This window comes from Glutamicibacter sp. GQ173 (genome assembly GCF_059759215.1).
The window spans coordinates 73256-100061 of sequence record NZ_JCAXDT010000005.1 but is presented as its reverse complement, the minus strand read 5'-3'; the positions used below and the strand labels follow the sequence as shown (position 1 = coordinate 100061).

Below are 26806 nucleotides of genomic sequence, written 5' to 3'. Positions count from 1 at the left end.
TGCACTAGCCGTTGGTCCAGCCAGCCGTACGGTTTCCTCCGCGGTTGGTGCCGGCGCTTCTGGCTCGTCGGTTCTCAATGTGCTTTGAACCGGGGCAGGATCGGAAGGCGTGGCTTCCGTCGAGGCACTCGGTTCGCTCGAAACCTCGGTCGCAGTTGATTGCTCTGCAGGTACCGGTGATGCAGCCGCGCCCGATGCAGCGATAAGAGTGAATGCGAGAATCGCAACGGACGATGTCCTGTACGTTCTTGAACGCAGAACTGTCCTCATAAATTGGTCACGGCGACGTCTCCGTCGGCGCGCAATTCTGTCCCCAACAGGATTGCCAAACACTAGATTTCCCCAAATTTTAGTGTGAAGCTGGGAAGATTAGTTCTTGAGAGCGCGTTTAAGAGTGACCTGTCGCCGAACTGTTCATCAAAAATGAAAAGTCCGGTAATACTTATCGTTCAATCCCCACGAGAGAACGACGTGCCCCAAGTTTTTGCTGTTCTACCCAGCTTCTATGCGAGTGTTATAACCGTCAGCGTATACATCCGAATAGGTTTCGTCAACAAAGTTTTAAATCCTATATATTCGGCACTGAATTGCGTAACATCATGGCTTTCGGCAGTTATGAACTAGGCTGCATTCAATAGTCGAGCCGCTTACTCGTTCTTACTTTTGAGTAACCAGAGAATACTTTTAGCTTGGAAGCGCTGAATTTTCCGAATCCAACTTGAAAGTGGCCGCGATGCAGGCAATTAGTGCGAACTACAGCAGATATAACGCCGAGAGCATCGGCCTGCCCAAGGCATAGCGCAAGGCCAGCAGGCTGAAGATAGAGCATTATTTCGAGCTTGGTGCCCGTTGGACGAAATGCCGCATCGGGTCAACGGCGCCCTGCCTGAGTGATTGCCATGTCCCTCAATTCAATGCGATAATTCCCGGTAAATATTCTCATCATGAATCATCGATTCGGGAATTTGTTCGAGGTATACAGAGAGTTATTATGCAGAATATTATTCGCCAAGTGTTCAAAATGAAAATCGGAGTATATGAAAATTTGGGGCGGATAATTGAATGTTCTCAGCCTGGGAGCTTTGGGGGTCTTGGACGGTCTCATGGCCGGCCGGTGCCGCAGGAATATTTTCCTATTTCGGCAAATAAGAATAAGTGCAAATAGCTATCCGAGGGATCTGCAATGGATGAATTTAGAAGCTGGGCACTAAGACCTGACAATTCTGATAGTGCTTCAGGTCTGTCACCCTGAGGGCGCCAGCAGGGAACAAGGAGTAGCCAGTCGAAGTCCAAAGTGGCGAGTTATCAGTTATGGCGTGGGGTAGAGGTCAAGTGTGGCACCTGGATGGCCACGTTACCGCGGCTCGGCATTCCATGACGTCTTTTGTGCTTCGGTTGTTGTTACACTCGTCCGAAAGCAATCCAAACAAGGGGTATAAAGATGGCTGCCAGCAATTACGATTCGTTCGCCAAGGATTACGCTATGGAAAATGAATCCAGTTTGCTTAATGCCTACTATGAACGACCAGCTATGCTGGAATTGGCCGCTGATGTCGCAGGTCGCGAGATCCTGGACATCGGGTGTGGCGCTGGCCCATTGGCCGGGGAATTGATATCCCGCGGGGCATCGGTGACAGGATTTGATGCCAGTCCAGAAATGCTGGAATTGGCACGGGAAAGGCTCGGCGCATCAATCGATCTGCGGGTGGCCCGGCTGGGGGAGCGGCTTCCCTATGAAGACGATTCTTTTGACGATGCCGTCTCTTCCTTGGTGTTTCACTATCTGCCAGACTGGTCATTCGCCCTTCAAGAGGTCCGACGCGTCCTGAAACCCAAGGGCCGATTGATCTTGTCGGTCAATCATCCAATTCTCTACCCCTGGAACCATAAGGGATCGGACTATTTCAAGGTCACCGAATACAGCGACGAAGTGACTTTGAATGGGCATGCGGCTGAGCTGACGTATTGGCATCATCCACTGCACGCCATGGTTTCGTCGATGATCGATGCGGGGTACTCCATTGAGCGCATCTGGGAACCGCCCTATTCGAAGGACGCACCGCAGGAGATTGTGCCGGATGCGCTGCGCGAACGGGAGGCGTTCCTGAGCTTCATATTTTTCGTTCTCAGGGCCAATTGAGAGCCTGCTGGGTTTGAGGACTTTCCTGGGCTTAGGGCATTCAGAAGCAGGGCTGGAGTGATGAGAAAACTGATTAGCTGAAGCTCGGCTTGTCACATTCTATGTAATAAGTGAAAGTTTTCACAAAGTAGGGTTTTCACTGCGTAACATGCGTGATTTCGCACCAAAACGAAGGATGCATAGGGTTACGCTTGAATCGACGGCAGGCTTTTTGAAGCTGCTGTCTTGCAAGCATCAGCCCAATGAAATCGCAAAGGTGCCACACCCGTGTCTGACATTAAGCCCATCGTACTTTTGGCCGAGCAACTTTCCCCTGCAACCGTTGCTGCCCTCGGTCCCGACTTTGAAATTCGTCAGACTGACGGTGCGGACCGCTCTCAGCTTCTCGAAGCCATTGCCGATGTAGATGCGATCCTGGTTCGCTCTGCAACCCAGGTGGATGCAGAAGCCATTAATGCAGCGAAGAACCTGAAGGTCATCGCCCGCGCAGGTGTTGGATTGGACAATGTCGACATCAAGGCTGCCACCCAGGCAGGTGTCATGGTGGTGAACGCTCCAACCTCGAACATCATCTCGGCTGCCGAGCTGACGGTCGGGCATATTGTTTCACTGGCCCGCCGAATTCCAGCAGCCAATGCCTCGCTGAAGAACGGCGAATGGAAGCGCAGCTCCTTCACCGGTGTTGAACTCTTCGAGAAGAAGGCCGGCATTATCGGCCTGGGCCGCATTGGCGCCCTCGTCGCAGCTCGCCTGCAGGGCTTCGGCATGGAAATCGTCGCTTATGACCCATACGTCACCCCAGCACGCGCTGCACAGCTTGGTGTCACCCTGCTGCCGCTTGACGAGCTCTTGGCTGAAGCGGATTTCATCACCATCCATATGCCAAGGACCCCGGAAACCGTGGGCATGCTGGGCAAGGATGCTTTCTCCAAGATGAAGGACACCGCTTACGTGGTCAACGTTGCCCGCGGTGGACTGGTTGATGAAGCGGCACTTTACGAAGCATTGAAGAACAAGGAAATTGCTGGCGCTGGAATTGACGTATTCGTCAAGGAACCAAGCACCGATCTTCCATTCTTCGAGTTCGACAACGTCACCGTCACTCCTCACTTGGGTGCATCGACCGATGAAGCCCAGGAAAAGGCCGGAGTATCCGTCGCCAAGTCGGTTCGCCTGGCGCTGTCCGGCGAATTGGTGCCAGACGCAGTCAACGTTGCCGGTGGCATCATCGATGAAAATGTACGCCCGGGCATCCCGCTGATTGAAAAGCTGGGTCGTATCTTCAACGCATTGGCAATTGGATCCCTGACCAGCATTGACGTTGAAGTAGCTGGTGAAATCGCCGAACTTGATGTCAAGGCCCTGGAACTCTCGGCACTCAAGGGTGTCTTCATGGATGTCGTCTCGGAGCAGGTCTCCTACGTGAACGCTCCGGTTCTCGCAGAACAGCGTGGAGTCGCTACCCGCCTAATCACCACCCCGGATTCGCCTGAGTACCGCAACCAGTTGACTATCAAGGGCTCCACCAACGAAGGAACCCAGCTGGCCGTGGCCGGCACCCTCACCGGCCCGAAGCAGATTGAGAAGCTTGTGGGAATCAACGGTCACGAGATCGAAATCCCAATCTCGGACCACATGATCGTTGTTCGCTATGCGGATCGTCCAGGTGTTGTTGGCTCGCTGGGCAATGTACTGGGCGAGCAGGGCGTGAACATTGCCGGCATGCAGGTTTCCCGCGACGAGAAGAAGTCCGAAGCGCTGGCTGTCATCAGCATCGACTCGGCTCTGCCAGCCGGCGTTCTCGATGTTGTCGGCGCTGCCATTGGCGCTAGCGTAGCTCGCGAGATCAACCTCGAAGACTAGAGCTGCTCTATTGGCCATGTCGTTCATCGGCTACCTCATCCATCTGGTGATGCGGTGTCCAACATGAGCGATTGATTATTTGGCCCCTCTCAACCCGTCTGCTGACTGCCAGGTCAAGCAGGCGGGTTGTCTCGTTTAACATCTGCACCAGAACTCCCGGGTATTGCGCCAAAAAGGTGTACAGATGACGAACCGAAGAGGATCCGCAGTCTTCCTCCCGCACTATCTGCACTCCGTTCCACGTTCGGCCATGGGTCTTGCAGGCTATCGGCCTATTGATAGGTATGCCAGCGCGCGAGCGTTATGGGGCGCTGCGGCGTCAAGCGCCGGGCGAGTTGCCGATGTTCGCTCCGGTGCCCTGCTTGATCCGTCGTGGCAACTTTCATCAATACCTTGGCCAAGGAGAGTAGCTTATGGTCTGGGAAGGCACATGGGCCCAAGGCGAGGTGCTTGATCATCGCTTGGCGCATCTGGAGGAAGCAGAGCTGGATCCTCGCCTGATGCCAGGCCCCGGTGATCGCGGTTTCCGGAGTATCGTTCCCGTCGAGGACCGTGATCGGTGGGGAGTCATGCGGTGGATCCTGCGGATCCATGAGGCGGACGTTCCGCGGTTGCAGGATTGCTGCTAGATGTTGTGCCGCCATTAAAGACTGTGTGGGCGCCGTAGCTTTTGAAGTAGGTGCCACCGGGCACGGGGACGATGTTGGTCGCCGGCTTGCTTAAGGCGTGGTTGTACTTGCCAGCACCAGAAGAGGACGCGGTGGAAGGTACGCCGGAGAATAAGTAGTCCGGGGATGCTGTGTCTTCCGGTGGATCAATGACAGAAGCGGGGAACCCGGTTTTTGCGGTGACGCCGGGGCGGGAATGTCCGCTGGAATCTCCGCCGTTATTTCCGTGCCATTGGGCTCGCCCAGCACGGTTTCCCGTATATCACTGCGGGGTTGGTGTGCCATTATTGCCACAGTACAGGCTGTCATGGGCAGTAACTGTGGCGTTGCAGCCAGCGACTACGTGTATTGAGCAGGAAATATCCACCCCTTCGACGCCTAGTTCGAACCCTGCTGGCATGCAGAGCCGTAGATAGCCGCTAGTGCGAAGGGTGCTGGTGAGGATCTGGATTGAGTAGCGGCACTGCACACTAAAAGCGGTGCCTCGGTCGGCTGCTGCGCATGCGCGCCTGTCTGTGGATGGGGGAGATGATTGCAAGTGAGCTTTCATTCTCGCTTGAGCCCGCTCGAAACTGTGCCGGTCATGTACGTGCTATCCGCTGGAATTATTGGAGGTGCGCATTCGGATAATCCCAAGCTTGCGATGGTAAAGTCCGCATCCATCTGAGAATTCACAGGCAAATTTCATGAAACGTTCAAGTGAACGCAAGGTTAATATTTGGTTGATTCTACGTTATTACTAATCGCAGGTCGTTCATGAAGTCGCTGGGATCTACTAATTGGGATAATCTTGGTTTGCTATGAGGGATGAATCGAGAGACCAGGCGATGACCGAAAAGACGAGTTTCGCCCCGTCTGACACTGCTATCGTGATCGTTACGTACAACCGATCGCATCTACTCGACCGCCTTCTGACAAGCATTCAGACAATGGATCCTTCTCCCGGCCACCTCGTCATTATCGACAATGCATCTGCCGACGATACGCACGAGATCGTCCAGAAGCATGCAGATAATCTTGATGCCGAAGTGGTCTACGAGAAGCTTCCGACGAATACCGGCGGCGCTGGCGGATTCCACACCGGTGTGAAGAAAGCCTATGAACTAGGCGCCTCATGGATCTGGATGATGGATGACGATGTCGAAGTCATTTCAGATGGACTTGGAAAAATGGGAAAATGGGCAGAACGTTTCCAGGTCATCCAAGGTCGACGCTACGACTATGACGGCAGCGAATTCTATTGGCAGTACAGAATCTCTGATCGGCTGGCCATCCCGATTCCTTTTGCACCAAGCGACTTTGACGCCACCGGGTATCGAGAGATGAATTCCGGGTGCTTCGAGGGGATGTTCATCCACCGTGATGTGGTCCGTCGTATTGGACTGCCTGACCCACGATTCTTCATCTACTGGGATGACCAGCTTTATGGCTGGTTGGCATCGCGGATCACCACCGCAGTTATCGTCAATGAATTCGTGCTGCGACGCACGCGCGACATCAGGCAACTTGATCTGGGCATTCGCCATTTCAACGCTTCAAGCGATCCGTATCGCTATTACATCATGCGAAATCGGGCAATACTCAAGAAATACTATCGTTTCCACGGAATGTGGTATCCGGGTGCCTTTGCGCTCGGCACGGCGCTCACGTTCGCCAAAGAAATACTGCGCCTCATCTTGGTCGAAAAAACTATCCGCGGGACGTCGAACCTCTTTAAAGGCCTTCGCGACGGTCAGCGAATTGCTAACGATAATTCGTGGAAACCGATGGCTCCACTCAAGACGAAGCCGCGTAGGCACTAGCCCAAGGGCAATTACTCGCCTTGTAGCAGTATCAATTGCCTGACCTGATATGCAGTGATTCGATGCATTCTTAAGCGTTGGAATGCCGACGCTGATTTGTGTGCGCAGTCTTCCGTTTTCTTGTGGACGAACATGTATTTATGGCTTCAGAGGCCACGCAATTTTAGTCCGCATAAGAAGCATTTCCAATGCTTCGGCCTCCGGCTAGAAAGGCTTAATCTGGGCGTATCCCTTGTCGCGGGATTCCAGGACTCAACCCGTTGCATCCCGAGGTCAAGGCGTCGGGGGCGTCTTTTAGGTTCCGAGCGCGAGTTCCGGAGAACGTCTTCAAACAGCAAATGTGGGTGTGGCCGCAGCTGGCATGCAATAAATTGCTAGCTGCGGGCACACCCACATTCAGTGGTGCTTTACTGCGAAACCTTCAAGGTCTCTGCAATCTTCGAAATCTGGTTGTCCCACATGGAAAGAGCAGAACCGATAGCCATGTGCATGTCCAAGTACTGGTAGGTCCCCAGCCGGCCACCGAAGAAGACGTTATCTTCCTTCTTGGCCAGTTCGCGGTACGCGAGTAGCCCAGTTCTATCTTCTGGGGTATTCACAGGGTAGTAAGGCTCGTCGTCATGGCTTGCAAAACGAGAGAACTCCCGCATGATGACGGTCTTGTCATCCGGGTAGCTATCCTTGCGTTCCGGGTGGAAGTGCTTGAACTCGTGAATACGTGTGAATTCGACATCAGCATCCGGGTAATTCATCACCGGGGTTCCCTGATAGTCACCGACATCCAATACTTCTTCTTCAAAGTCCAACGTCCTCCAGGACAATGAACCTTCGCTGTAATCGAAATAGCGATCAATTGGGCCGGTGTAGACAATCGGAACCTGCCCCACCATGTCTTTCTTGTTGAACGGCTGGCTCGAATCAAAGAAATCAGTATTCAGCTGAACTGTAATGTTCGGATGATCCGCCATTCTTTCGATCCAGGCGGTGTAGCCGTCGACTGGCAAGCCTTCGTACTTGTCATTGAAGTAGCGGTTGTCATAGTTATAGCGAACTGGTAGTCGGCTGACAATATCCCCTGAAAGCTTCTCAGGGGATGTTTGCCATTGCTTGGCCGTGTAGTGTGCAAAGAAGGCCTCGAACAATGGTCGGCCTACGAGGGCAATTCCCTTTTCGTAAAAGTTTTTAGCATTTTCTACATTAAATTCTCCAGCCTGCTCCTTTACTAATGCCCGTGCTTCGTCAGGAGTGTATGCGGCGTTGAAGAACTGATTGATCGTGTGCAGATTGACAGGAAGTGCGAAGGTTTGTTTGTTATGCGTTGAGTAAACGCGGTGAACGTAGTTGGTGAAGCTGGTGAAGCGATTCACGTATTCCCATACTCGCTCATTGGACGTGTGGAAGAGATGGGCTCCGTATCGGTGCACCTCAATGCCTGTTTTTGGCTCAGGTTCGCTGTAGGCGTTTCCGCCAATGTGTGCGCGTCGGTCGATGACCGTGACCTTGAGACCAGCGTCTGCTGCGCGCTCCGCGATGGTGAGGCCGAAGAAACCGGACCCGACAACTAATAGATCTGTATCCATGTAAGGCAGTCTAACCACACCTCAGCAACGGGCCATAAAAGGCAGGTTAACGAGAGGTGTACTTAACGTAAACAAATTGTCATACGAGTATTGCCCAACAGATGGAGAATAAATTTGTTGATAACGTGGATTCCCGAGACCAGAAAATCACCTGCTGTCGGCTCGTCAGAGATGGCCGATCAGCAGGCGAGCCCGCGGAGCCGCAAGGCGGTTACGCGCTAGTTCATGCATGATGCGTAAGACAAGGAATGAGGAAATTCCCCTTGGTGGATCCGAAGAAAAAGTATGATGTGGCTGTCCTCGGATGGTGGTACGGCAAAAATTACGGATCAATTCTGACTTATTACGGACTGAATCGTGCCATCGAAAATCTGGGACGCTCGGTACTCATGGTTCATGAGCCCGTGGGGTACAACGGATACCGTGTCCAATGGCCTGACGCAATTCTCTCCATGGATTTCGCGCGCCGAACGGGGTACGAGTACACCGAGCAGTTGCATTACTCGGAGCTCAACAAGCTCAACGAACTGGCCGACACGTTTGTTGTCGGAAGCGACCAGTTGTGGAACCCCCTCATCGGGCGGGTAAACGACGACCTTTTCCTCGACTTTGTTGCTCCCAATCGCAATCGCGTTGCATACGGCACTTCGTTTGGAAACCGCGGAACCGAGAAATTCAAGCCGAATTTCATTGCCAAGCACTCGCAGAACCTCCAAAAGTTCAAAGCCATCTCCGTCCGTGAGAACTACGCGGTGGACACCGCTCGCGACATCTTTGGCACCAAGGCGGATCTAGTTGTTGACCCGGTATTCCTATTGGACCAAGACCACTACAGGGAACTGGCCGCCAAGGCATCGATCTCACCAGAAGGCGAGTACTTGGCAGTCTTCTTCCTCGATCCGACGCCGGAGAAGAAGTCCACAGCGATGGCCATTGCCGACAAGGTCGGACTGGATAAGATCCTGGTGATCTGCAATCCGGATGAAGGCCGCAAGGCAGCGCAGGAAATCTGGGCCGACGAACCCCGCGCAGAACTCATCGCCAGCGATGCACCGGAGAATTTCCTGCGCGGCTACCAGGACGCCAGCTACGTCGTGACCGATAGCTTCCACGGAACTGCATTCTCCGTGATCTTCGAGAAGCCATTCTCGTCCATCTACAACAACAAGCGTGGCGCGGACCGTTTCAAGAACTTGCTTTCATCTCTGGGGTTCGGCGACACCCGTCGGGTCTACGAGAGCGACACGGTTGAGACCATCAACGAGAACAAAAACGTCACCCGTTCAATCAACTTCGCCAAAGCGCGCAAGTACATCAAGAACGGACGTAAGTACTCGCTGAAATGGCTTGAATCGGCGCTTGACCCCTCAATGAAGTCATCTGCAGCTATTGACAACGGCAAAGCAGTCGCCGCCTCGGAGAGTATCCCCTCGCAAAGCCACACGCTGGATCTGGACTTCTCGGCCAATAGCGACATCTGGTCGATTGCCAAGGGAAACGGGGGCGTTTCGCTGAGCGTCGGCAAGGACAAGGACTTGCGCGGAAAGCACGTGTGGACGGACCTGCCAGAACCGCTGACTCCAGGCACGAGGAAACGACTCAAGATCCAGTGGGCACCCACGACCAAGACCAAGACCATCAACGTCCACCTGAGGAATCCTGAGTCCGGGGCATTCAAGGTCATCGGCAAGGCAAGTGTCGCTGAGGGCTCGGGCAACCTGCGCACCGACGAATTCGAATTCTCCGTGGCCGAAGCCGGCCTCAGCCAAGTCATGCTCGGTGCGCTGCACTTCACCGGCCCGAAGGCTGGCGCCCAAGTTCACGAGATCTCCATTACGGAAGTGAAATCGAAGGCACCTGCAGCCCCTGCTCCTGCTGCGAAGTCTGATGATGAAATCGTTGAGGGCTTCTCGAAGCAAGCACGCCGCCTGGCGCTGCACGACTTCGAATCCCAGGTCCGCTCGTTTAGCCGCGGCCGCTCGGCAGATTCGGTTACCGGAATCCGCGCACGGATGTTCTTCCATGCGCACGCCATTGAAAAGGGCCTGACCCACAGCAACTTCCGCCCAGGCTTCGGTCGCATCGCAATTCCAGGCCTTGCCAAGGAAATGAACGCGTGGCTGAACCGGGGACTCGGGACCGACGACACCATCGTGCAGAGCTCGGCCTCGGTCATGAAGGCCTACTTCGCTCGTAATGAAGAGACCAACACGGATGTCTCGCACTTCCGCAAGCTCTTCTCGGCCCAGGCCCTCGAAGTCATTGCCAATGGCCGAGTAGGGGAGGGCGGCGCGTTCCCTGCGGCGAACCACCGCGAAGACCCAGTGGAAACTCCTAACGATGACCGCGCGTTCATGGACGTCATGTACGGTCGCCGAAGCGTGCGCGAATTCGTTGACACGCCAGTGGATGATGCAGCCATCTCGGCGGCAGTGCAGATTGCCATGCAGTCGCCATCGGTGTGCAGCCGCCAAGGCGCCCGCGTGCACCAGTTCGATGATCCGGAGACCATCAAGCAGCTCCTGGATGTCCAGGGAGGATTCTACGGATTCAATGCCCCACCGCGCTTGCTGTTGGTGACGGCAGATCTTGACGCATTCCTTTTTGCTCCAGAACGGAATCAGCCCTTCGTTGACGGCGGACTGTTCATGATGTCCCTGCTCCTCGGCCTGACCCAGATGGAGCTTGGCTCGTGCCTGCTGAACACCGCTATGGGTGTCGAGAAGGAACAGAAGATCCGCAACATCGTCGATATTCCAGAGAATGAAGTCTTCATCGCGTTCGTAGCCGTCGGCAATTTCGACAAGAACGTTCTGGTTCCTCGCTCAAAGCGAGTCGAATCGGACAGCATTCTCAAGCGACACGCATAGAACTTAGATAAACCGGTAAGGAACGCAACAAGAGTATGACGACGCCAACAGCAATTGCGCAGGAACAGATTGAAGGACCAGACATGACCGAGTCAAGCACCGCTTATCCCGTGCAGCCAGGTATCTGGTTGCAAGCAGGGATTTCCACGGAACAAGAAGCGCACTTTCATGTTTATGGTCCCGTCGGCATTTCTTTGAGCAGAGGCGTGGCAGAGTTCGCACCGGGCGGACTGCTCTCCACGAGCACCTACTACAACGTATTCAACTACGGTAAGTGGAAAAGAATCTGCGGCGATCTCCCATTGGAGCTCCAGCTCAAGGGCACCGGGCGCTACCAACTGAATGTCTTCCAGGCAGACCGGCACAAATCGTGGCACAAGATTGTCAGCGAAGTTGTCACGATCGATGGCTTGTACAGCCATCCAGTAGTGGTTGACGAGTCGACTTCCGACGAATCCCTGCTGTTCTTCGACCTGATGGCCCTGCAGGACGGTGAACTGGAAGACTTTGCGTGGGCTACCACGGCAAAACCAGTTCGGACCCCAGAGCTGATGCTCTCGGTCACCACCTTCCGCCGCGAAGCCGAAGTTGAAAGCACGGTTTCCCGATTCCGCGAATTCCGTGCAGGTTCGGAGCTCAAAGAGCACATCAGCATGACCGTGGTTGATAACGGTAATTCGCTGAAGGTCGAGGACGGCGACGGCGTAGAAATCATCGCCAACGAAAACCTCGGCGGAGCCGGCGGCTTCACCCGCGGCTTGCTGCGAGCCCGGGAAATCGGGGCAACCCACTGCCTGTTCATGGATGATGACGCGTCTATCCAGATGGAAGCGCTGTCCCGCACGTGGTGGCTGCTGGCCTTTGCGAAGGATCCACGCACCGCAGTCGCAGGTTCGATGATCAATGCTTCTCACCGGTGGCAGATTTGGGAGAACGGCGCGGAATTCGAGCTTGGCTGCAAGCCTCGATACCACGGCCTGGACCTCCGTAACCGCGATGCAGTGTTCAACATGGAATACGAGACAACTGCTCCCGCACCAGAAGATCTCTATGCCGGCTGGTGGTTCTTCGCATTCCCGGTTGACCAGGTTCAGCACCTGCCATTCCCGTTCTTCGTGCGTGGCGATGACGTGAGTTTCTCGCTGGTCAATGACTTCGACATTGTTTCACTGCCAGGCGTTGCTTCAGTTCAGGAAAACTTCACTGACAAGGCTTCGCCGATGACTTGGTATTTGGACTTCCGCAGCCACCTGGTGCATCACTTGTCGCTTCCGGAGAAGCGGCGTTCCTGGGTTGAGCTGCAGCAAATGGTGGCCAGCTTCTACATGCGCAATGTCATGCGCTTCCATTACGACACACTTGCTGCCATCAACCTTGCATTCGAAGATGTGCTTCGAGGACCGAAGTTCTTCGACAAGCACGCTGACATGTCGAGAAGGCGTGCCGACCTGAAGGCGCTGACCAAAGACGAAGCATGGAAGCCTGTCCAGGCACGCCCGGATGAATTGCATGGGGACAAGCCTCGCTATTCGCGTGCGCTCTTGCTGGCAACCTTGAACGGCCACTTGCTTCCCCTGGGCAAGGAAGCCGATGCAAACCTGACGCTCTCCTCGCCGTTCCGAGATGACTACCGCAAGGTCTACGGGGCTAAGGAAATCACGTATCTCAACGGTGACCAGTCCTCGGCCTACGTTGTCCGTCGTAACCAGAAGAAGTTCTGGCGCGAATCGCTGCGGTTGGCACGAAACACCATGCGCTTGCGCTCGGCCTACGAGGAGAATATCCGACTATGGCGTGACGGCTACGATCAGCTGACTTCAGATTCGTACTGGACCGACAAGTTGAATCTTGGCGACACTGGTTCGTCTGTCAAGCGATAATAGGAATCTAATTCCTGACAGGAACTTACTGTGATCCATTTGTTTGCCCCTGACATGGTTGATATTTGAGACCATAACCCGGACTCAATCCAAGTGACTATGGAACTCCTGGTATCTGAGGAATTTGGCGTCCGAAACCAACTTTTGAACGAAAGTTTTTAGCGAAGCAAGGAGGTCCGGAGGCTGGGGTTCATGATCATGGAGTTGACCTCTTCGCCATTTCAAAGAAAGACTTAGCGATTGAAAGAGCGCTATCTCCACGCAAAGTGGACATAGCGCTCTTTCTTTGCGCCAAGCACCAGGGCGCGACTCGGTGCACGATTGTACGTCTGTTGACAGTTATCGTACTTGGCGGATTCGTAACGAAATCACTGCTGCAATCGTGCGGTGATGAAATCGATAAGAAGCGAACTATCTTTCAAAAGAGGATATGAAGGGAACCAGACAGACCACATGGACAGAGGACGACGCCCTTTTAGATTTTAATCAGTGCTGTAGGATGAATCTATGCCGAGCAAACCCATGTCTGGTGTTAGGCGAAGATCATTCCACGCACCTGCATTTAATTTGCGTGCTTTGTCGCGCGGGGCCACCAACCTTGTAGACTCATGGAATCCTAGGGAAGTGGCCAAATCGCCGCCGTTCGTTCATGCGATCTATGATTCAAGAAGGAATGCCACAGAGACCGAGCATTCCATGCTTACGTTGGTCGTTTCGTTGAGAGTGGTCTGTGAGCTTATAGCCCGGGCTGAGTTTTCAAGAAACCAGGATAAAAAGTTACAGAAATTTATACAAAACCGTATTTATGTGAATGAGAATTGAATCAAATTCGCTTTTAAGTTTGGTTATGAGCATAACTTAACAGGCGGTAGGCAGGTATAACTCACGTTTCTAATGGAGCAATCGAAGTCATGCTTTAATTGTGGGATCAAGAGGATGGTTTTGAGTTCATCAGCCTATAGCCTAAATGGCGTAGAAGTATTCATTTATTATTGTGGCGAACTGATCACCGAATCGGGCAAAATAATTTTTCATTTAAGGACAAATTAATTGATATCAGAAGTAATTTCATTGAACTCCGTTTCCCTTGATGAAGGTAATGGGATTTTAAGATCAAAACCCCGACCTGTTGAACTACGGCAAAAGGATTACGATTCAAAGTTCGATTCGAGTACTTTATTTTACGACATTTACACGGATGGTGAGCTAGTCAGGTTGGCTGGGCCACCTCTCTTAAATTTGAAGCCTTCCGTGGAGAATCTGCAATTTACGGTAAATGGTAAGAAACAGCTTGAAAGTAAATTCACAGATTTGGATCGAACTCAGCATTCATGGCTGCGATTTGATGGTCTAGCCGAAACGATGGAATTTGGCGGTGACCTCGCGACTGCTTCCGTTAAGGTAGGGAAATCTTACACGGGCATATTTAACGGGAAAAAGGCCCTGGTCACAAAGTCGAAAAATAACGATTTGCGCTGGATTCGTGACTGGGTTGCGTTTCATGTCGAAACTCAAGGAGTTGACGCTGTTCTTATTTACGACAATGACTCTACTGACTATAGCACTTCAGACTTAATTGACACTTTGAATACTATTGATGGTTTAGAGGTTGCAATTGTAGTTGAGTGGTCATTTAAATTTGGACCGCAAGGTGGTAATTGGGGCGGTGTCGTAAATGCTCCTTGGGACTCTGACTTCACCGAATACAGTATCCTAGAACACGCGAGATACAGGTTCTTAAAGACTGCAGATCTTGTTATTAGCGCCGATATTGACGAGCTGGTAATGACTGAGAACGGCCGTAACTTGGGCGAATTAATGCGTGACTCTAGTGCACCTGGTCTCGTTTATGAAGGCCGGTGGATCACAACTGTAAATGACGAAAACGAGTCGAATGAAACGCAGGTTTCATTCAAGGATTTCATTTACTATGATAAAAATTCCAAGCCGACGACGCAAAAGTGGTCGATAAGACCTGATGCATGTGCGTCTGCAACGCAGTGGAAAACCCATAGTATCGCAGGCGTAAAACTATTACGTACCAAGGATGTTTGTCACAGGCACTTCCTTGGAATAAGTTCGAATTGGAAAACGAAGCGAACAAACGTCGCCGCGTTCGACCCAGATAAACACGTTGTAGACATTGAGCTAGTTTCCGCCCTAATTAATAGCGGAATTAAGCAAGGAAATATGCTGGTGAACTCACTCGCGGATCCAAACCGGATGAATTTAGAAGTTGGTTTCAAGCACAAGAATCGGTTTATGGTTTCATTGGCCAACCGGATTTTTTCGATGGAACGAACTTTTTCGCTAGAGCAAGTTCATAGCGGATCCAACGAAATTCTGAAGCTGGGGTCTGTACTCTACGGACGTGGCTTAGCATTTGAGTTCAAATTCTATGGCCTTGATATAGCTATTGAAATAAAGGCAGCCGACGAAGCTGCCGAAAAGTGGTTGGAATCCCTATATCGTCCACGCCCGCAATCTTCATATCTCGGCTCGGGAAGACTCTTGATGTCTATTGCTGATTCGCGTTCTGGCGTTGACCATGTGGCTGGTGCTTTCTTTGACCAAATCATGTGGTTGCTCACAAGAGCACAGGCTTTCAACTACGACAATCCAGCCGTTGAGAGTGTATCGTCCTCGTGGTCAATCCCGACTTATTGGTGGCAGGGTAGGACGAATTTCGGTGATTTGATCGGACCACTACTAGTCAAAGGGTTGACTGGACGTGAGCCGAAAAACATGAAGGATACGGACGAAACGGGTCCTTGTCTCGTAACTGTTGGCTCAGTTCTAAACCTCCTCGAACGTGGTGGGACGGAGATTTGGGGGAGTGGGCTCATTGCGCCGCTACATGCAAAGAGCATTCAGCACCTAAGTGCCCGGAAACCTTTGAAGATTCATGCTGTTAGAGGCTGGCGGACGTACAAGGAGTTGACTCAAAAACTAGGTTGGAATGTTCCCCGCGTATTTGGCGATCCTGCGTTGCTGTTGCCAAGAACTTTTGAACCAGCACCACAAGCCAGTCACCATCCAGTAATCATTCCGCATTATCAACACACGAAGCATTTTCAGAGTGTTAGCGAGAAGTTTAGCGTTCTCGATGTAGAGCGTTCGGCGGAAGAAGTTGTTTCTGATATTGCAAACGCAACTGCTGTAGTTTCGACATCGTTACACGGCATCATCGTGGCCCAAGCTTACGGTGTCCCTTGGATTTGGCTCCGGATAAAAGATGTTACTTTAGCGGGAGATCAGTTCAAGTTCGAAGACTTTTTCTCCGTTTTAAACCGAGAACAAGTTGCGGAAATTTCTGTTGATTCAAATCAAATCTCTGATCATTTGATCAGGTCACTGATATCGAGGGCCTCTCTTCCAAAAAATAAGTTTGATTTCAACAATTTATTGGACGCTTTCCCTAGAGGTTTTGCGCTATAAGTTTTATTTCTCATCATGTTCCGGGCGGCCGTCGAGAATATTTTTAGTGTTGGTCGATGGCCGTTCGGCAGCTTTCGAAAGAAGTGGAAAGCAACGAATGAGTCGGATAAAAATGATCCTAGAATTCGGTTTACCTAGATTCGATCATGTGTTGCATCCATTCCAGAGACAATTTGGTTTATGAAAGTACTTGAGTTTCACGACGGGTGGGCCATTCAGTATTACTGCTCTTTAAGTTCCGAGAACGACGGGGTGTCGTGGTTGTTCGGAAATTCCGGATAATCGAGCGAGATCAATGGATCATCTCATACACACGGGGCATTATCCTGAAAGCTCGGAACGCAGAATGCTGCGCAATAATGACTGCAACGAAGAGCAATCTTGTTGCTTGAAGGCCTACTGCACTAAAAACAACGAGGGAGGCTATGTTAGTCCGCGTATGAGAGCTCTCAAATTTTAGGGAAACATTTATCAGCTGGTCGTTGGCTAGAGATCCTGGACAGCTGATCTTGAGTACTTATGAGATCCTTGGGATGCCTTTCTTCTTCGTTCATGGAGTTGTCGGACGAGTAATGCGCTTCTCCCTTTATCTCTGCATTTAAGATTCTTGTCGATGTGCGATGTGACGTCGTTCCTGTTACGTAAGCTATTAATCGATTCTGAGCAGTGCTTGGAGGTATTTTCGATCTGGCGACCTGGTGTGAGATCTCGCTTGGCCCTGGATACTTCAGACGTAGTTGAGACCCGATGCCATGACAGCGTGCGCGCCGTATCTCAAGACTTCGCGGATCTTATGTAAGTATATGACTGGCCAAGTTTTTAAGAGCGATCTTTGATTTCTCTTACTCGCATACAGGTTGCTAGAAGTATTGGCTCCTTTGCTTTTACACGGAGCCATGCCTTTTCACGGATAACCCCGATATCGACCGTGCAAAGGCAAGTGTCGATTGTGCCAAACAATTAAGAACTTCATCGCCGTTATAGGCGCCGCCACCTTGCGGGTGAATATCCTGTGATATGGCATCTGGCTTCGCAATGCAGCGTGAAGTTCAAGGAATGTCGCACTCCACAGAATCATGACAAATTCTGGACGGCGTACCGGGCGAGTGTCTGCCCCTTTGGAGATTCCTAGTTCTCTCGAGTGCGTAATCTATGCAACACCTCTACCGGTTGCCGGTAAGCGATTACAGCTCAATAGCGCATAGAGAAGATCCACGGTGGTCTGTGCTTCATTGCGTTGGCACAGGCTGCATCCCGTAGGTAGCGTGTAATAACGTGTTTGTATCTGGAAGGAAAGGATCCTCAACCACGAAGAGACTCGTTCCATGGGCATCACGGCATGCGGGTGGTTTTCTGAGATGACGTCAACGGCAAGACACCCATCATAGACAAAAGGGAACGATACGCGGCTGAGGAACTTTCATTACTAATTTACCGACAGACGCAATGTCGACGGCGAGTTGATCACAGGCGCGGAAATATTGCGGTTACCACCGGCTAAATAACTTAGGCAGCGAACTCAAAAGGTAGCCTGTAGAAAGCTAGCTCAGGAAATTTCCTAAGCCAGCTTCCATGGAACAATGGCTAGACCCAGTACGCTTTCCTGGCGACCTTGAGGAGAGCATTCCAATGAATTGTACGGACTTCGAGCGAGTCAATAATGTGATGATCAAAACCTGCCGGGATGAATCGTGGGTTGATAATTCCCGTGGCCTGGTCAGCGAGTTCGCCGTTTATATCGAAGTATCCGTATCCATGTTCTTGGCAGGCAGATTGAAGCTGCTCGTTGAATCGACGGGCAAGATCAGAGCGGACGACGTCAGATGCGTAAGTTTGGGTAAGTTTCTTTATAGTTTCCTCACGACGTGATTCGTCTTCCGCGCTGTCTGTGAAGCGTTCGGTAACGATTCGCGTGATGTACTTGATAGCCTTGCTTCGGTCGTAGCAGAGCACCGGTAAATTGATTCCTTTGACGATGATTCGTGATGCAGGAATGTTAAGGGAGCCAATGAATTTGAGATATGACTCGATGAAGTAATCGAGTCTCGCATCCATCGCTTCGTCTACATTTTGCACGTATTTCCGGAATGGTATGCCAAGTTCAACGTCTACTTGGCCGAGATTTAGCACCAGAAAATCTGGCTGTGCTGAATCGATCCATTTTGGAATGTCCGACCCGACATTAAGAGTCGAAGTCAACTTTCCAACGCCGGTGACCGTCGCGCCATGGATTACTTTCGGGATGCAGTTAATCCCGCGTAATTGATCGTTTAGGACTCGAAGTTGGTTTGATATCCCGAAATAACGCGTGTGTGAGTCCCCAACGATCAAAAATTTCATAGTAGATGTATCCCTATCAGACTTGTAATTAACAGCTTTCGTACAGAGAATAACGCTACCGCGAATTTCTGTCTCCGGCCGACATATACCTTGGTGAGCCGACAAGAAAGTCCAGTAAACCGCATCGAGGATTGGAATGAAAATAACTTTCTAAAACTAGGAAAAATTTCTGCCGACACATCGATGCTGTTGCATGACTGGCTGAACGTTTAGATGCTATCGCCGAGTAGATCTAGAGAAGGACCGTATGACTTGTGATTTCTTAGGATCTGGGAGTTTCCGCGCGTTGCCTGCAGAATAGTGTTTTGAAGGTACTTTTGTTCCTAGGCAGGGTCTGCAATCTCGCCTCGTCGTAGACATTGAATCTCAAAGACCCGTGGAGAACCGGTCTCAATGCATTGTGCGCAGGTAGTAAGAGTCCACCAGCACAAGACTGATGGACTGCGTCGTGGCTTCCTGAATCACGCAATGAAGGACTTGGAAATAAACCGAGCACCAGTTTTTATCGGTGCTCGTACTCCGAGACATGGCACTAATCTGACATGTGACACTGTGATAGAACATCGCCTGCATTAACAGTCACTAGGTGAACACCCCTACTCTGTCCGCATCTGTCAGGAATACTTCTAAGTGGTTCATGTCCGGCAGCACTGTTGGTCAGCGATTTTCGAATGGACTGAGATTTGCAGCCTTATGTAAATACTTACTATTGCCCCGTTTAGACATCGACGAGCACTTAGTTAGCTACCAACCAGGTACCTGGATCCTCAAATGGGTTTGAGTCTACGATGTGTCCTTTCTTAGATCCTCGTAAGTTCGTTTTGCCTTACTAAATGTGGTTGGACTTGCGATAACGTCGGTAATTGGCGGTTTAGTCTTCCAACACAGACAAGCGTAGTGAATAGACAGTAGGAGTATGCTCCAAGCTCAGTCATACGATCTCACAGGTGACGCCTTCAAGGTTTGATGCGGTCGGCGCTCTTTGTATTGCGCACAGCATAGCGTGATCCAAATGTGCGTCTGCGCTGGATTTGCAGGCTTATTCGTCTTCAAGGACAACTCTTCGGTTGAGGGGAAGACTCATTTTTTCTCGCAACTTGGGTATTCTAAGCAGGCCGCTAATCGAAATGGTTTTTGTATGCCAAAAACGGTTCAACAGAGTCGTCCGTGTCGTCGCGTAGTTGATTGAATGCTGAAGGATTATCGCTGGGCAGCTCCTTGCGAGCGCCGTAGGATTGATGAGATGAGCGAGTATATCGGGGGTATCGCGGTTATTGTTTTGCCGATAAGTATCGCCAAGGGCCAAAATCGACGCGTGTTAGAACATCAAGCAACTTATAGATGGTGACGCCTTTGTCACCACTGGTGGGGAATCCGAACGCGCCCAATTGCCGCAACTCTATCTCGGTCGATCCGAGAAATATCAGATATGAAAATTTCAAGCGTTTATAAGGGGTTTCCAGCGGCCCGGAGCCAGAACTCTGGTGATCGTCGCTATTGGAGGGCGTTACCAAGCCGGACTAATGCTACTTGGACAGTTGCCGCACAGCAGATGGTATTTGGGCCGTATTCACATCGGACGTTTTCAGTCGCTTCCGGCTTAGGAACAGATTGTTGACGAAGTCGAGCCCGAATCTCCGTGCAGGATGATGCGTTGCTTAGAATCGTAGATGCAACTCTTAGGCTGACTAGACCGCGGCGTAATACCGATGCCGGCACAAGATGCCGCTCTAGATCTTCTGGGATCCGAAGAAATCGCTGACAGATCGGCATCAGCTAGTACCGGGTGGAGCTGAAGATCATGGCGTGAAGACAGTGAATTGCTTATCCGTAGAATGTGCCATTAATCAGGCAGATGTGAATGTCCGCGATGAGCTCATAGAGGGCATTCAACCTCATGAGAACAACTGTTCGCGATGGCGCGAAATTACACGCCAATTAGCTCGGACAGAAGTATCGCTTCGCCTTCTTCAGCGCTCATTGCGATATTTGATGCGCGCAGCACCGCTGAGGAGACAGATTCCTCCCGAACAATGTCCGGGAGGAATCAATATTTACTAATCTGGTGTACTTCGAATCAGAAGTTCACGACTACTTATGGTCTGTCCATATAAGGAGATTGAATTAGCTAGCCCCAGATCTTATCAGCCACGCGCGAACTAGCCTGACCATCATCCTTGGGAGCAAATTGGTTTGCGTAATTCCGAACTCGGTATAGATAAGCTACCGGATCCTTTTTGAGGAGCTTAATCAGTTCACCAGTGTTCTTGAAAAGTGGGCCTGGAAGATTCTGCTCGAATTCATAGTAGAAACCGCGAGTCGAGGACGCATAGTCTTCAATGTCAGGAGCTAGAACGTAAATCGGTCGCTTCAGCGTTGCGTAGTCGAACATGATTGACGAATAGTCCGTCACTAGCGAATCGGAGGCTAGCATGACTTCATTGATGTCAGGATGCCGACTCACGTCAATTACGTTGGTGTTGCTGAATTGGCGGTTTGCGGCAACCGTATTAGAGTGGCCGCGAAGTAGGACGACTACAGAATCCCCGAATGCCTTTGCGAGAGCATTAAAATCCAGATAGCTTACTAGATCGTAGTGATTTGAAGCAGTCCGAATATTATCTCGCCAAGTAGGCGCATATAGAACGACGTGCTGATCGGGGGAGATACCTAGACGCGATCGAAGATCGCCACTGGATTCGGCAACTTGACCGGTTACGAGCGAGTCATTTCTCGGGTATCCAAGTTCCAATACGCGGCCGTCGTATCCAAATGCATTTGCCAATCGCTCACTGGCATACTCATTCTGCGCGATCAAGAAGTCCCACTGTAGAGCTTCTCGTTTCATCAACTCTCGGTACGAGATTGACAGATTACCTGACGGAACGTCGTTGCCAATTTTTTTCAGGGGCGTGCCGTGCCATGTTTGCACATAACGCTGACCGGGTTGCTTACTGAAGTAGTACGGGAAGTTGTTGTTGTTAACTAACCATTTCGCAGTGGATAGAATTTCATGATACTCAGCGGAGTGCAGTACCACGGGTGTCGCGCCGGCTGGAACCGGAACGCCATGATCCTTGACGGTCCAGTAGAGCTTACCTCCCACGCCTCTCTTGATCGCTTCCCTGAATAGAGCTAGAGGCGAATCGGCGATTGCGGAACCAGCGAAGGATTCAAATAGCGTTGCGTCGACGAGCTGTCGTTTTCCAGAGGACGACAGTATTAGCTGCTTCTGTCCATTTTTGGTCGCGTCAGAGTAAGCGATCCGCGGATAAATATTTAGCCACAATGCACCCGCCTTGACTGTACGTGACATTCTAATCCGCGACTTCTCGGTGAGGCTATGGATTGGAAGTTGCTGATGCAGCGACAAATCCACCGGAACCCAAAGATTCTTGTCTCCAATTTGCGTTCCTGCACGGCTAGCAATGAGCGCGTAGCCGCCCTCTGCAAAGGCAATCTTCTGTCCGTTTGATCCGGTCTGTTCAAGACTGAAACGAATTTCGAACTCTCCTGAAGCCTCGTCAAATCGGTATGTGTGAGGCAGAATTCGTGCTTTAGCCGAATTTTCGAAGAATAGACGCGTTTCAGATCCATGTGGGGATCTGTACCGGCCCTCAATAACGAGATCGTGGTTGCCCTCATCAACGTAGGCACCATTTACGGATATTCCGAAATCTCGTTCTTCTAAACGGAGGAAGCCGTTCGGCGAGAGCGATACACGGAGCCTCCTACCGAAGGAAAGCAATTCTTGAAGGGACGCCGAGCTCTGCCCGGATTGGATTAGTGCAGAGGAATGCCTATTTGCTAGACGCAGCTCCCACAGAGCAGAGCCAACGAGCGTTTCTTCAAAGAGCGGAAGGCTTACACGGAAAACTAATTCATCGTCGGTGATCTCACTTGCCAAGAAGGAAAGGTCCTTCTTGTGCTTGGACCTCAGTACTAGATGATTGAAATCGCCGGACGAACGCTTGTCGACTCGTAAAACGAAACTCCGACCATCCAAGGAAATCGATGTTGCAAGGGGTTTTGGCGTTGGGACGTTGACTACCAGGCCGAGCTTATCGTCGTAGTGGATTGCGTAACGTACGCCATCAACGGGGGTTCCATGAGAAAAAGCGACAGCTGATCCGAGCGGAGTCCTAGCCGTGATTTGTCCATCGCGGGAAATTTCACCAGCACGTACATGTAATTGCAGAGCCCACTTTAGGTCTTCGCTTTGGACACCTTCAGGCACGGCAAGCTTGCGAGTATCTATTCGAACGGAATACGTCGACTTTTCGTATGTGTTGTACGCGTCACCTGACGGGACTAACTCAGGCTTGATTCGTATGCTCTTGACTTCCGCCGGTAGAGCGATGAGATCGTCGTTTATTCCGATCAATTCTGCCGAAACTTCATAGTCGAAATTATTAGGAGACAAGCCGGAAATCCAGGTAGCTACGGTTGCGTTGGCTACAAATGACTGATCATCCCAATTGAAACTAATCAACTCAGCACGAAGACGCAAAGAAGAGTCGGCTGGCGTGAGCAGACTCTTTTCCGGGACAAACGAAAGCGATTCTAAGAAATCTGTTGCACAGGTCAGCCCAAGCTCAGGGTGAGCGGTAATTTGATAACCGGCCCCGTCTTCTTGCTTCTTCTGCAGGATTAGCGTGACATCTTCTTGTGTGCCGTTGAGTAACGACAAAGCAATGGTACGCTCCCAGAATGGAATTTCGTTCCAGTGGCCTTGATCCATGAATTCATTTAGGAATCGAATACCAGCTGCCAGTTCGGCCCAATAATCGTGGTCAGTGCGTGGTATTTGTTCGTAATACGGCTTAAGGTCAAAACCTACGGATTTTAAGAGCCACTGATCAAAAATCTCTTCAGTTGAGTTGTCTTGGAGAACCCGAGCAACGGACCTCATGACTTTGAGGCGATCCTGAAGGTCTTCAATTTTCGCTTTTTGCTGCGTGATTGAGGTTCCATCGTCACGAATAACCCACGTATACACAACTCGTTTTAGAACATCAAACTTGGTGGACGTAGTGTAGGCGATCGCCGTAGGGGTCTGATCCTCATATCGAATGTCTACCGGGAATTCTCGAATATTCTCGTCCCAGAAAGTTCTGCGGAAAACCTTGTTCCATGCGAAGACATCCTTCAGGAGTTCAGGATCGTCACCTAGGCTTCCACCAATACGATCAACAGCATGGACATTTTGAGCCCACTCCGGAATCCAGGTCTTCATGCCACGCTTGCGTTCGACCGAACCCACAACGAAATCAGAACCGGATTGCTCAAGTTGGGAGACCATGGCTTTGTAAGCACCGCGTGGAATATAGTCGTCAGAGTCGGCAAAAGTAAGATACTTTGCGGTTGCTGCTTGTATTCCGGTATTTCGCGCAGCACCTAAGCCAGAATTGGGCTGAGTAATAACAATGATTCTGGGATCGTTCGCTGCATATTCTCTAGCTATATCGCCAGAACGGTCTGGAGAACCATCATCGACCACGATTACTTCGATAGGTATTTCATTCTGGGCCAGTATGGTGTCTAAGGTTCCGCGAAGGTAAGATTCGACCTTGTAGCACGGTACTACGACACTCAATAACGGCGAATTTTTAGTTTTCTCTATTGGTAAAACGGGGGCGTCAGCGTTTTGCGCAATATCTGTGTCCAACGATGCCGTTTCTTGTTTGGCGTTGAACTTACTTATGAAGGTTCTAATCATTATTGTTCCCTTTGTAGAATGATCAGCTAATGAGATCTCGGAGTTCGCGCAATGCGGATTGGTTATGTAACTCGGCGCTAAATTTAGGACCCGGGTGCTGGGAATCAATCATCTTCAGCATGCCCTGAGCCAGAGCATCGTCAGAATTTTCCGTAATAATTCCATCATCATTACCAACAACGCTTTCGACGACATTATACCGCGTGGTTACGATGGGTTTACCTAGAACCATAGCCTCAATTACGGCCAGCCCTTGTCCTTCATAGATGCTTGAAAAAAGGAAATAATCACACTTAGAAACTAGAGCGTGAGGGTTTCGATGGTATCCCAGAAGGTGAATATTAGACTTTAGATTCAGGTTAGAAATGAGTGCATCTAAACTATTGAAAAGTGGCCCATCGCCAACAATGTAAAGGTGAACATTTTCAAACTTAGATACCACTTGCTTCATTGCGCGAATCATTCGTGCCTGGTTTTTCTCAGGAGATAACCGGCCAACCGTAACGAAGTTAATATTTGATGAATCCGGGTTGAAATCTCGATATTCACGAGATTCACGCAAAACTTCTTTAAAATTAATAAAATTCTGCACCGTAGTGAATTTTGATTCGTCAGCGTACTGTGACATTTTGTGTCTATTTATTTCAGTCAGCTTAGGCGAAACTGAAACGATCTTATCGAAATCATCGTAGAGCGAAAATAAGGAGCTTAGGTTTTTGTAATGCGGCATAACCCCGTTAATCGTTCTACGGGAGTCAAGCATTAGGTCGTTGTGCATCCAAATAAATTTCTTGGAGGATTTCGCGGCTAGTAACAATTCGGCCCAAAATACTGAATATCCATCAAAGGCGAGGATGGTGTCAAACTCAGCGTTACCGAAACAGCGCGCCCACTCGCGCGAGAAAATTGCTTGGATTCGCTGCAGATTAATCTTTTTTGCCTTGCGCCCACCCTCGCTTAGGTATCTTCTATACGATCGGCGTGACGACAAGGGCAAAGCAATCGTCCCTACGCGTGGGAAATGTCGAACCGATGGATCGAAGCCATAAACTTTCGCCACCTGGTTTTCATTCTTTGAATACGGGTACAAAATACTAACGTCATGACCATCTGCTGCTAGTTGATTAGCTACATTGATAGCAGCAGTTGTGATTCCGTTGGCAATTAGAGATCCAACATGTATGAGAATTTTCTTCTTATCCGAATCCAGACAACTTTCGATTTTCTGGACAGAGTCAAAGTTATTCTTGAATACTGCGTCAACCACTTGTTGAGTGGCAGTGCCGCTTTCGTGCGGTAAGAATTTATCTCGCCAACTCCGTCGTATGGCGACGAATTGGTCCATATGGTCACTTGAGCGAATGGCCGCAGCTACCGAATTAACGTCCGAGTTGATACTTCCCGGAAGTGAATCCTTCTGAAAATATAGACCGCGCTCATCATTCAACGCGTCCTCATTGAAGAAAAAGTGGATTGGACGATCATGTACCAATTGGTCGAAGACGATGCTGGATTCGTCTGTTACTAAGTGGGCCACGATGGGTAGCAGGCGGTTTGTCGGGATGGAGTTGTCGACGAGTCTTATTTGCGACAGTTTTCCTCGTTTAATGCCTCGCAGTGCAAGTTGGTGAACCTTGAGTAGAACAACGTACTTATGGGGATCTAAAAGTTCTACGAGAGACTGATAATTTGTGACTAGCGATTGGCTGGAATCAAGTATATTTGTGGGTGAAGTTCCTCGCCACGTTGGCGCGTAAAGAACGACCTTACGATCATCGCCTGCTTCGATGCCATGTATCGATCGAAGTTGCTCAAGGTCGTTTTTCTCCAAAATTTGCGCATCAAGACGTGGCGAACCCGTTTCCAGAATTTTTCCGCGAAAGAGCCCCTCTAGCTTAAATGCCCGTTTCCATATTTCTTGAGTCATAAAATTACTAGACGAAAGGACGAAATCGGCAGACATCAAATTGCGGATAACGTTTCGTGTAGTCGGCACCCCGAGTGGGATGTCATATCCCATTCTTTTGATCGGCGTTCCGTGCCAAGTGTTTAGGTAAACTTGGTTCGCGTTCTTTGTGAATTGGTGTGGAAAGGTGGAATTGCTCACCAAGTACTTGGAGGATGCAAGTTTCTTGTAGTAAGCGTGAGTTCCGTGTTTAACCCATTGTACGTTTTTATTACGTGAATATTTTTCCCACGTATACCCAGTCGGTGATTCTCCGCGATATGCCCAGATGAATCTAAAATTCTTGTAGTCTGTATGATTAACCAGATACTCGAAAATGGCTAGAGGGTGGCAGGTCTGACTCGTACCGTCAAAAGATTCTAAGAAAACCGTTTTAGAATGAATCCGAGAATCATTTGACCTGTAGTTAAAATCGTCCTTGAGGTACCGCTTGGCGCGTTTTTTAATCCTTGCGATTCGTTTTTGCACGTTTTCCTCTAGGTATGCGATTAATGCAGCAGGTCAAGTACGGCATGTAGCCTAGACAATCATTGCGTGAAG

At 50.5% G+C, this 26806-nt stretch carries 11 protein-coding genes; 6 read left to right on the top strand and 5 right to left on the bottom strand.

All coding sequences use genetic code 11. The annotated features are described in order from the left end of the window. Positions 1 to 1441 precede the first annotated feature (1441 nt). Positions 1442 to 2140, top strand: a complete 699-nt coding sequence (locus AC6CHO_RS09670; RefSeq protein ID WP_498214816.1) for a class I SAM-dependent methyltransferase — start codon at positions 1442 to 1444, stop codon at positions 2138 to 2140. Between the two features lie 267 nt (positions 2141 to 2407). After that, positions 2408 to 4003, top strand: coding sequence for a phosphoglycerate dehydrogenase (gene serA, locus AC6CHO_RS09665; RefSeq protein WP_498214815.1), 1596 nt, complete (start codon positions 2408 to 2410; stop codon positions 4001 to 4003). A gap of 272 nt (positions 4004 to 4275) precedes the next feature. On the opposite strand, the gene AC6CHO_RS09660 is transcribed toward serA, so the two are convergent. Next, positions 4276 to 4596 (bottom strand): hypothetical protein, encoded by a 321-nt coding sequence (locus AC6CHO_RS09660; RefSeq protein WP_498214814.1) that lies wholly within the window; start codon positions 4594 to 4596, stop codon positions 4276 to 4278. A 902-nt stretch (positions 4597 to 5498) separates the two neighbouring features. Between AC6CHO_RS09660 and AC6CHO_RS09655 the strand changes: the two genes are divergently transcribed. Further along, positions 5499 to 6473: a glycosyltransferase family 2 protein gene (locus AC6CHO_RS09655; RefSeq protein WP_498214813.1), complete on the top strand. Its 975-nt coding sequence runs from the start codon at positions 5499 to 5501 to the stop codon at positions 6471 to 6473. Between the two features lie 407 nt (positions 6474 to 6880). Here AC6CHO_RS09655 and glf read toward each other — a convergent pair whose 3' ends face one another. Next, on the bottom strand, positions 6881 to 8053 hold the full coding sequence (glf, locus tag AC6CHO_RS09650) for a UDP-galactopyranose mutase (protein WP_498214812.1): 1173 nt from the start codon (positions 8051 to 8053) through the stop codon (positions 6881 to 6883). A gap of 266 nt (positions 8054 to 8319) precedes the next feature. Between glf and AC6CHO_RS09645 the strand changes: the two genes are divergently transcribed. The 3 genes from AC6CHO_RS09645 to AC6CHO_RS09635 all read left to right on the top strand — a co-directional run bounded on the left by AC6CHO_RS09645 (position 8320) and on the right by AC6CHO_RS09635 (position 16241). Further along, positions 8320 to 10923 carry a polysaccharide pyruvyl transferase family protein gene (locus AC6CHO_RS09645; protein WP_498214811.1) on the top strand — a complete coding sequence of 868 codons (2604 nt, stop codon included), beginning with the start codon at positions 8320 to 8322 and terminating at the stop codon, positions 10921 to 10923. A 35-nt stretch (positions 10924 to 10958) separates the two neighbouring features. Further along, a complete protein-coding gene (locus AC6CHO_RS09640) occupies positions 10959 to 12803 on the top strand; it encodes a glycosyltransferase family protein (RefSeq protein WP_498214810.1) in 1845 nt (614 codons plus the stop codon). Positions 12804 to 13853: 1050 nt separating this feature from the next. Beyond that, positions 13854 to 16241, top strand: a complete 2388-nt coding sequence (locus AC6CHO_RS09635) for a polysaccharide pyruvyl transferase family protein (protein ID WP_498214809.1) — start codon at positions 13854 to 13856, stop codon at positions 16239 to 16241. A 1584-nt stretch (positions 16242 to 17825) separates the two neighbouring features. Here the strand turns inward: AC6CHO_RS09635 and AC6CHO_RS09630 are convergent. The 3 genes from AC6CHO_RS09630 to AC6CHO_RS09620 all read right to left on the bottom strand — a co-directional run bounded on the left by AC6CHO_RS09630 (position 17826) and on the right by AC6CHO_RS09620 (position 26734). Then, positions 17826 to 18581, bottom strand: a complete 756-nt coding sequence (locus AC6CHO_RS09630; RefSeq protein ID WP_498214808.1) for a hypothetical protein — start codon at positions 18579 to 18581, stop codon at positions 17826 to 17828. A gap of 2128 nt (positions 18582 to 20709) precedes the next feature. After that, a complete protein-coding gene (locus tag AC6CHO_RS09625; protein ID WP_498214807.1) occupies positions 20710 to 24300 on the bottom strand; it encodes a bifunctional glycosyltransferase/CDP-glycerol:glycerophosphate glycerophosphotransferase in 3591 nt (1196 codons plus the stop codon). 22 nt (positions 24301 to 24322) lie between these two features. After that, positions 24323 to 26734 carry a CDP-glycerol glycerophosphotransferase family protein gene (locus tag AC6CHO_RS09620; RefSeq protein ID WP_498214806.1) on the bottom strand — a complete coding sequence of 804 codons (2412 nt, stop codon included), beginning with the start codon at positions 26732 to 26734 and terminating at the stop codon, positions 24323 to 24325. Positions 26735 to 26806 lie beyond the last annotated feature (72 nt).

Coding starts and splice junctions, on each gene's coding strand:
- AC6CHO_RS09670 (WP_498214816.1), top strand. CDS start 1,442: ATGGCTGCCAGCAATTACGATTCGTTCGCCAAGGATTACGCTATGGAA.
- AC6CHO_RS09660 (WP_498214814.1), bottom strand. CDS start 4,596: ATGGATCCGCAGGATCCACCGCATGACTCCCCACCGATCACGGTCCTC.
- AC6CHO_RS09655 (WP_498214813.1), top strand. CDS start 5,499: ATGACCGAAAAGACGAGTTTCGCCCCGTCTGACACTGCTATCGTGATC.
- glf (WP_498214812.1), bottom strand. CDS start 8,053: ATGGATACAGATCTATTAGTTGTCGGGTCCGGTTTCTTCGGCCTCACC.
- AC6CHO_RS09640 (WP_498214810.1), top strand. CDS start 10,959: ATGACGACGCCAACAGCAATTGCGCAGGAACAGATTGAAGGACCAGAC.
- AC6CHO_RS09630 (WP_498214808.1), bottom strand. CDS start 18,581: ATGAAATTTTTGATCGTTGGGGACTCACACACGCGTTATTTCGGGATA.
- AC6CHO_RS09625 (WP_498214807.1), bottom strand. CDS start 24,300: ATGATTAGAACCTTCATAAGTAAGTTCAACGCCAAACAAGAAACGGCA.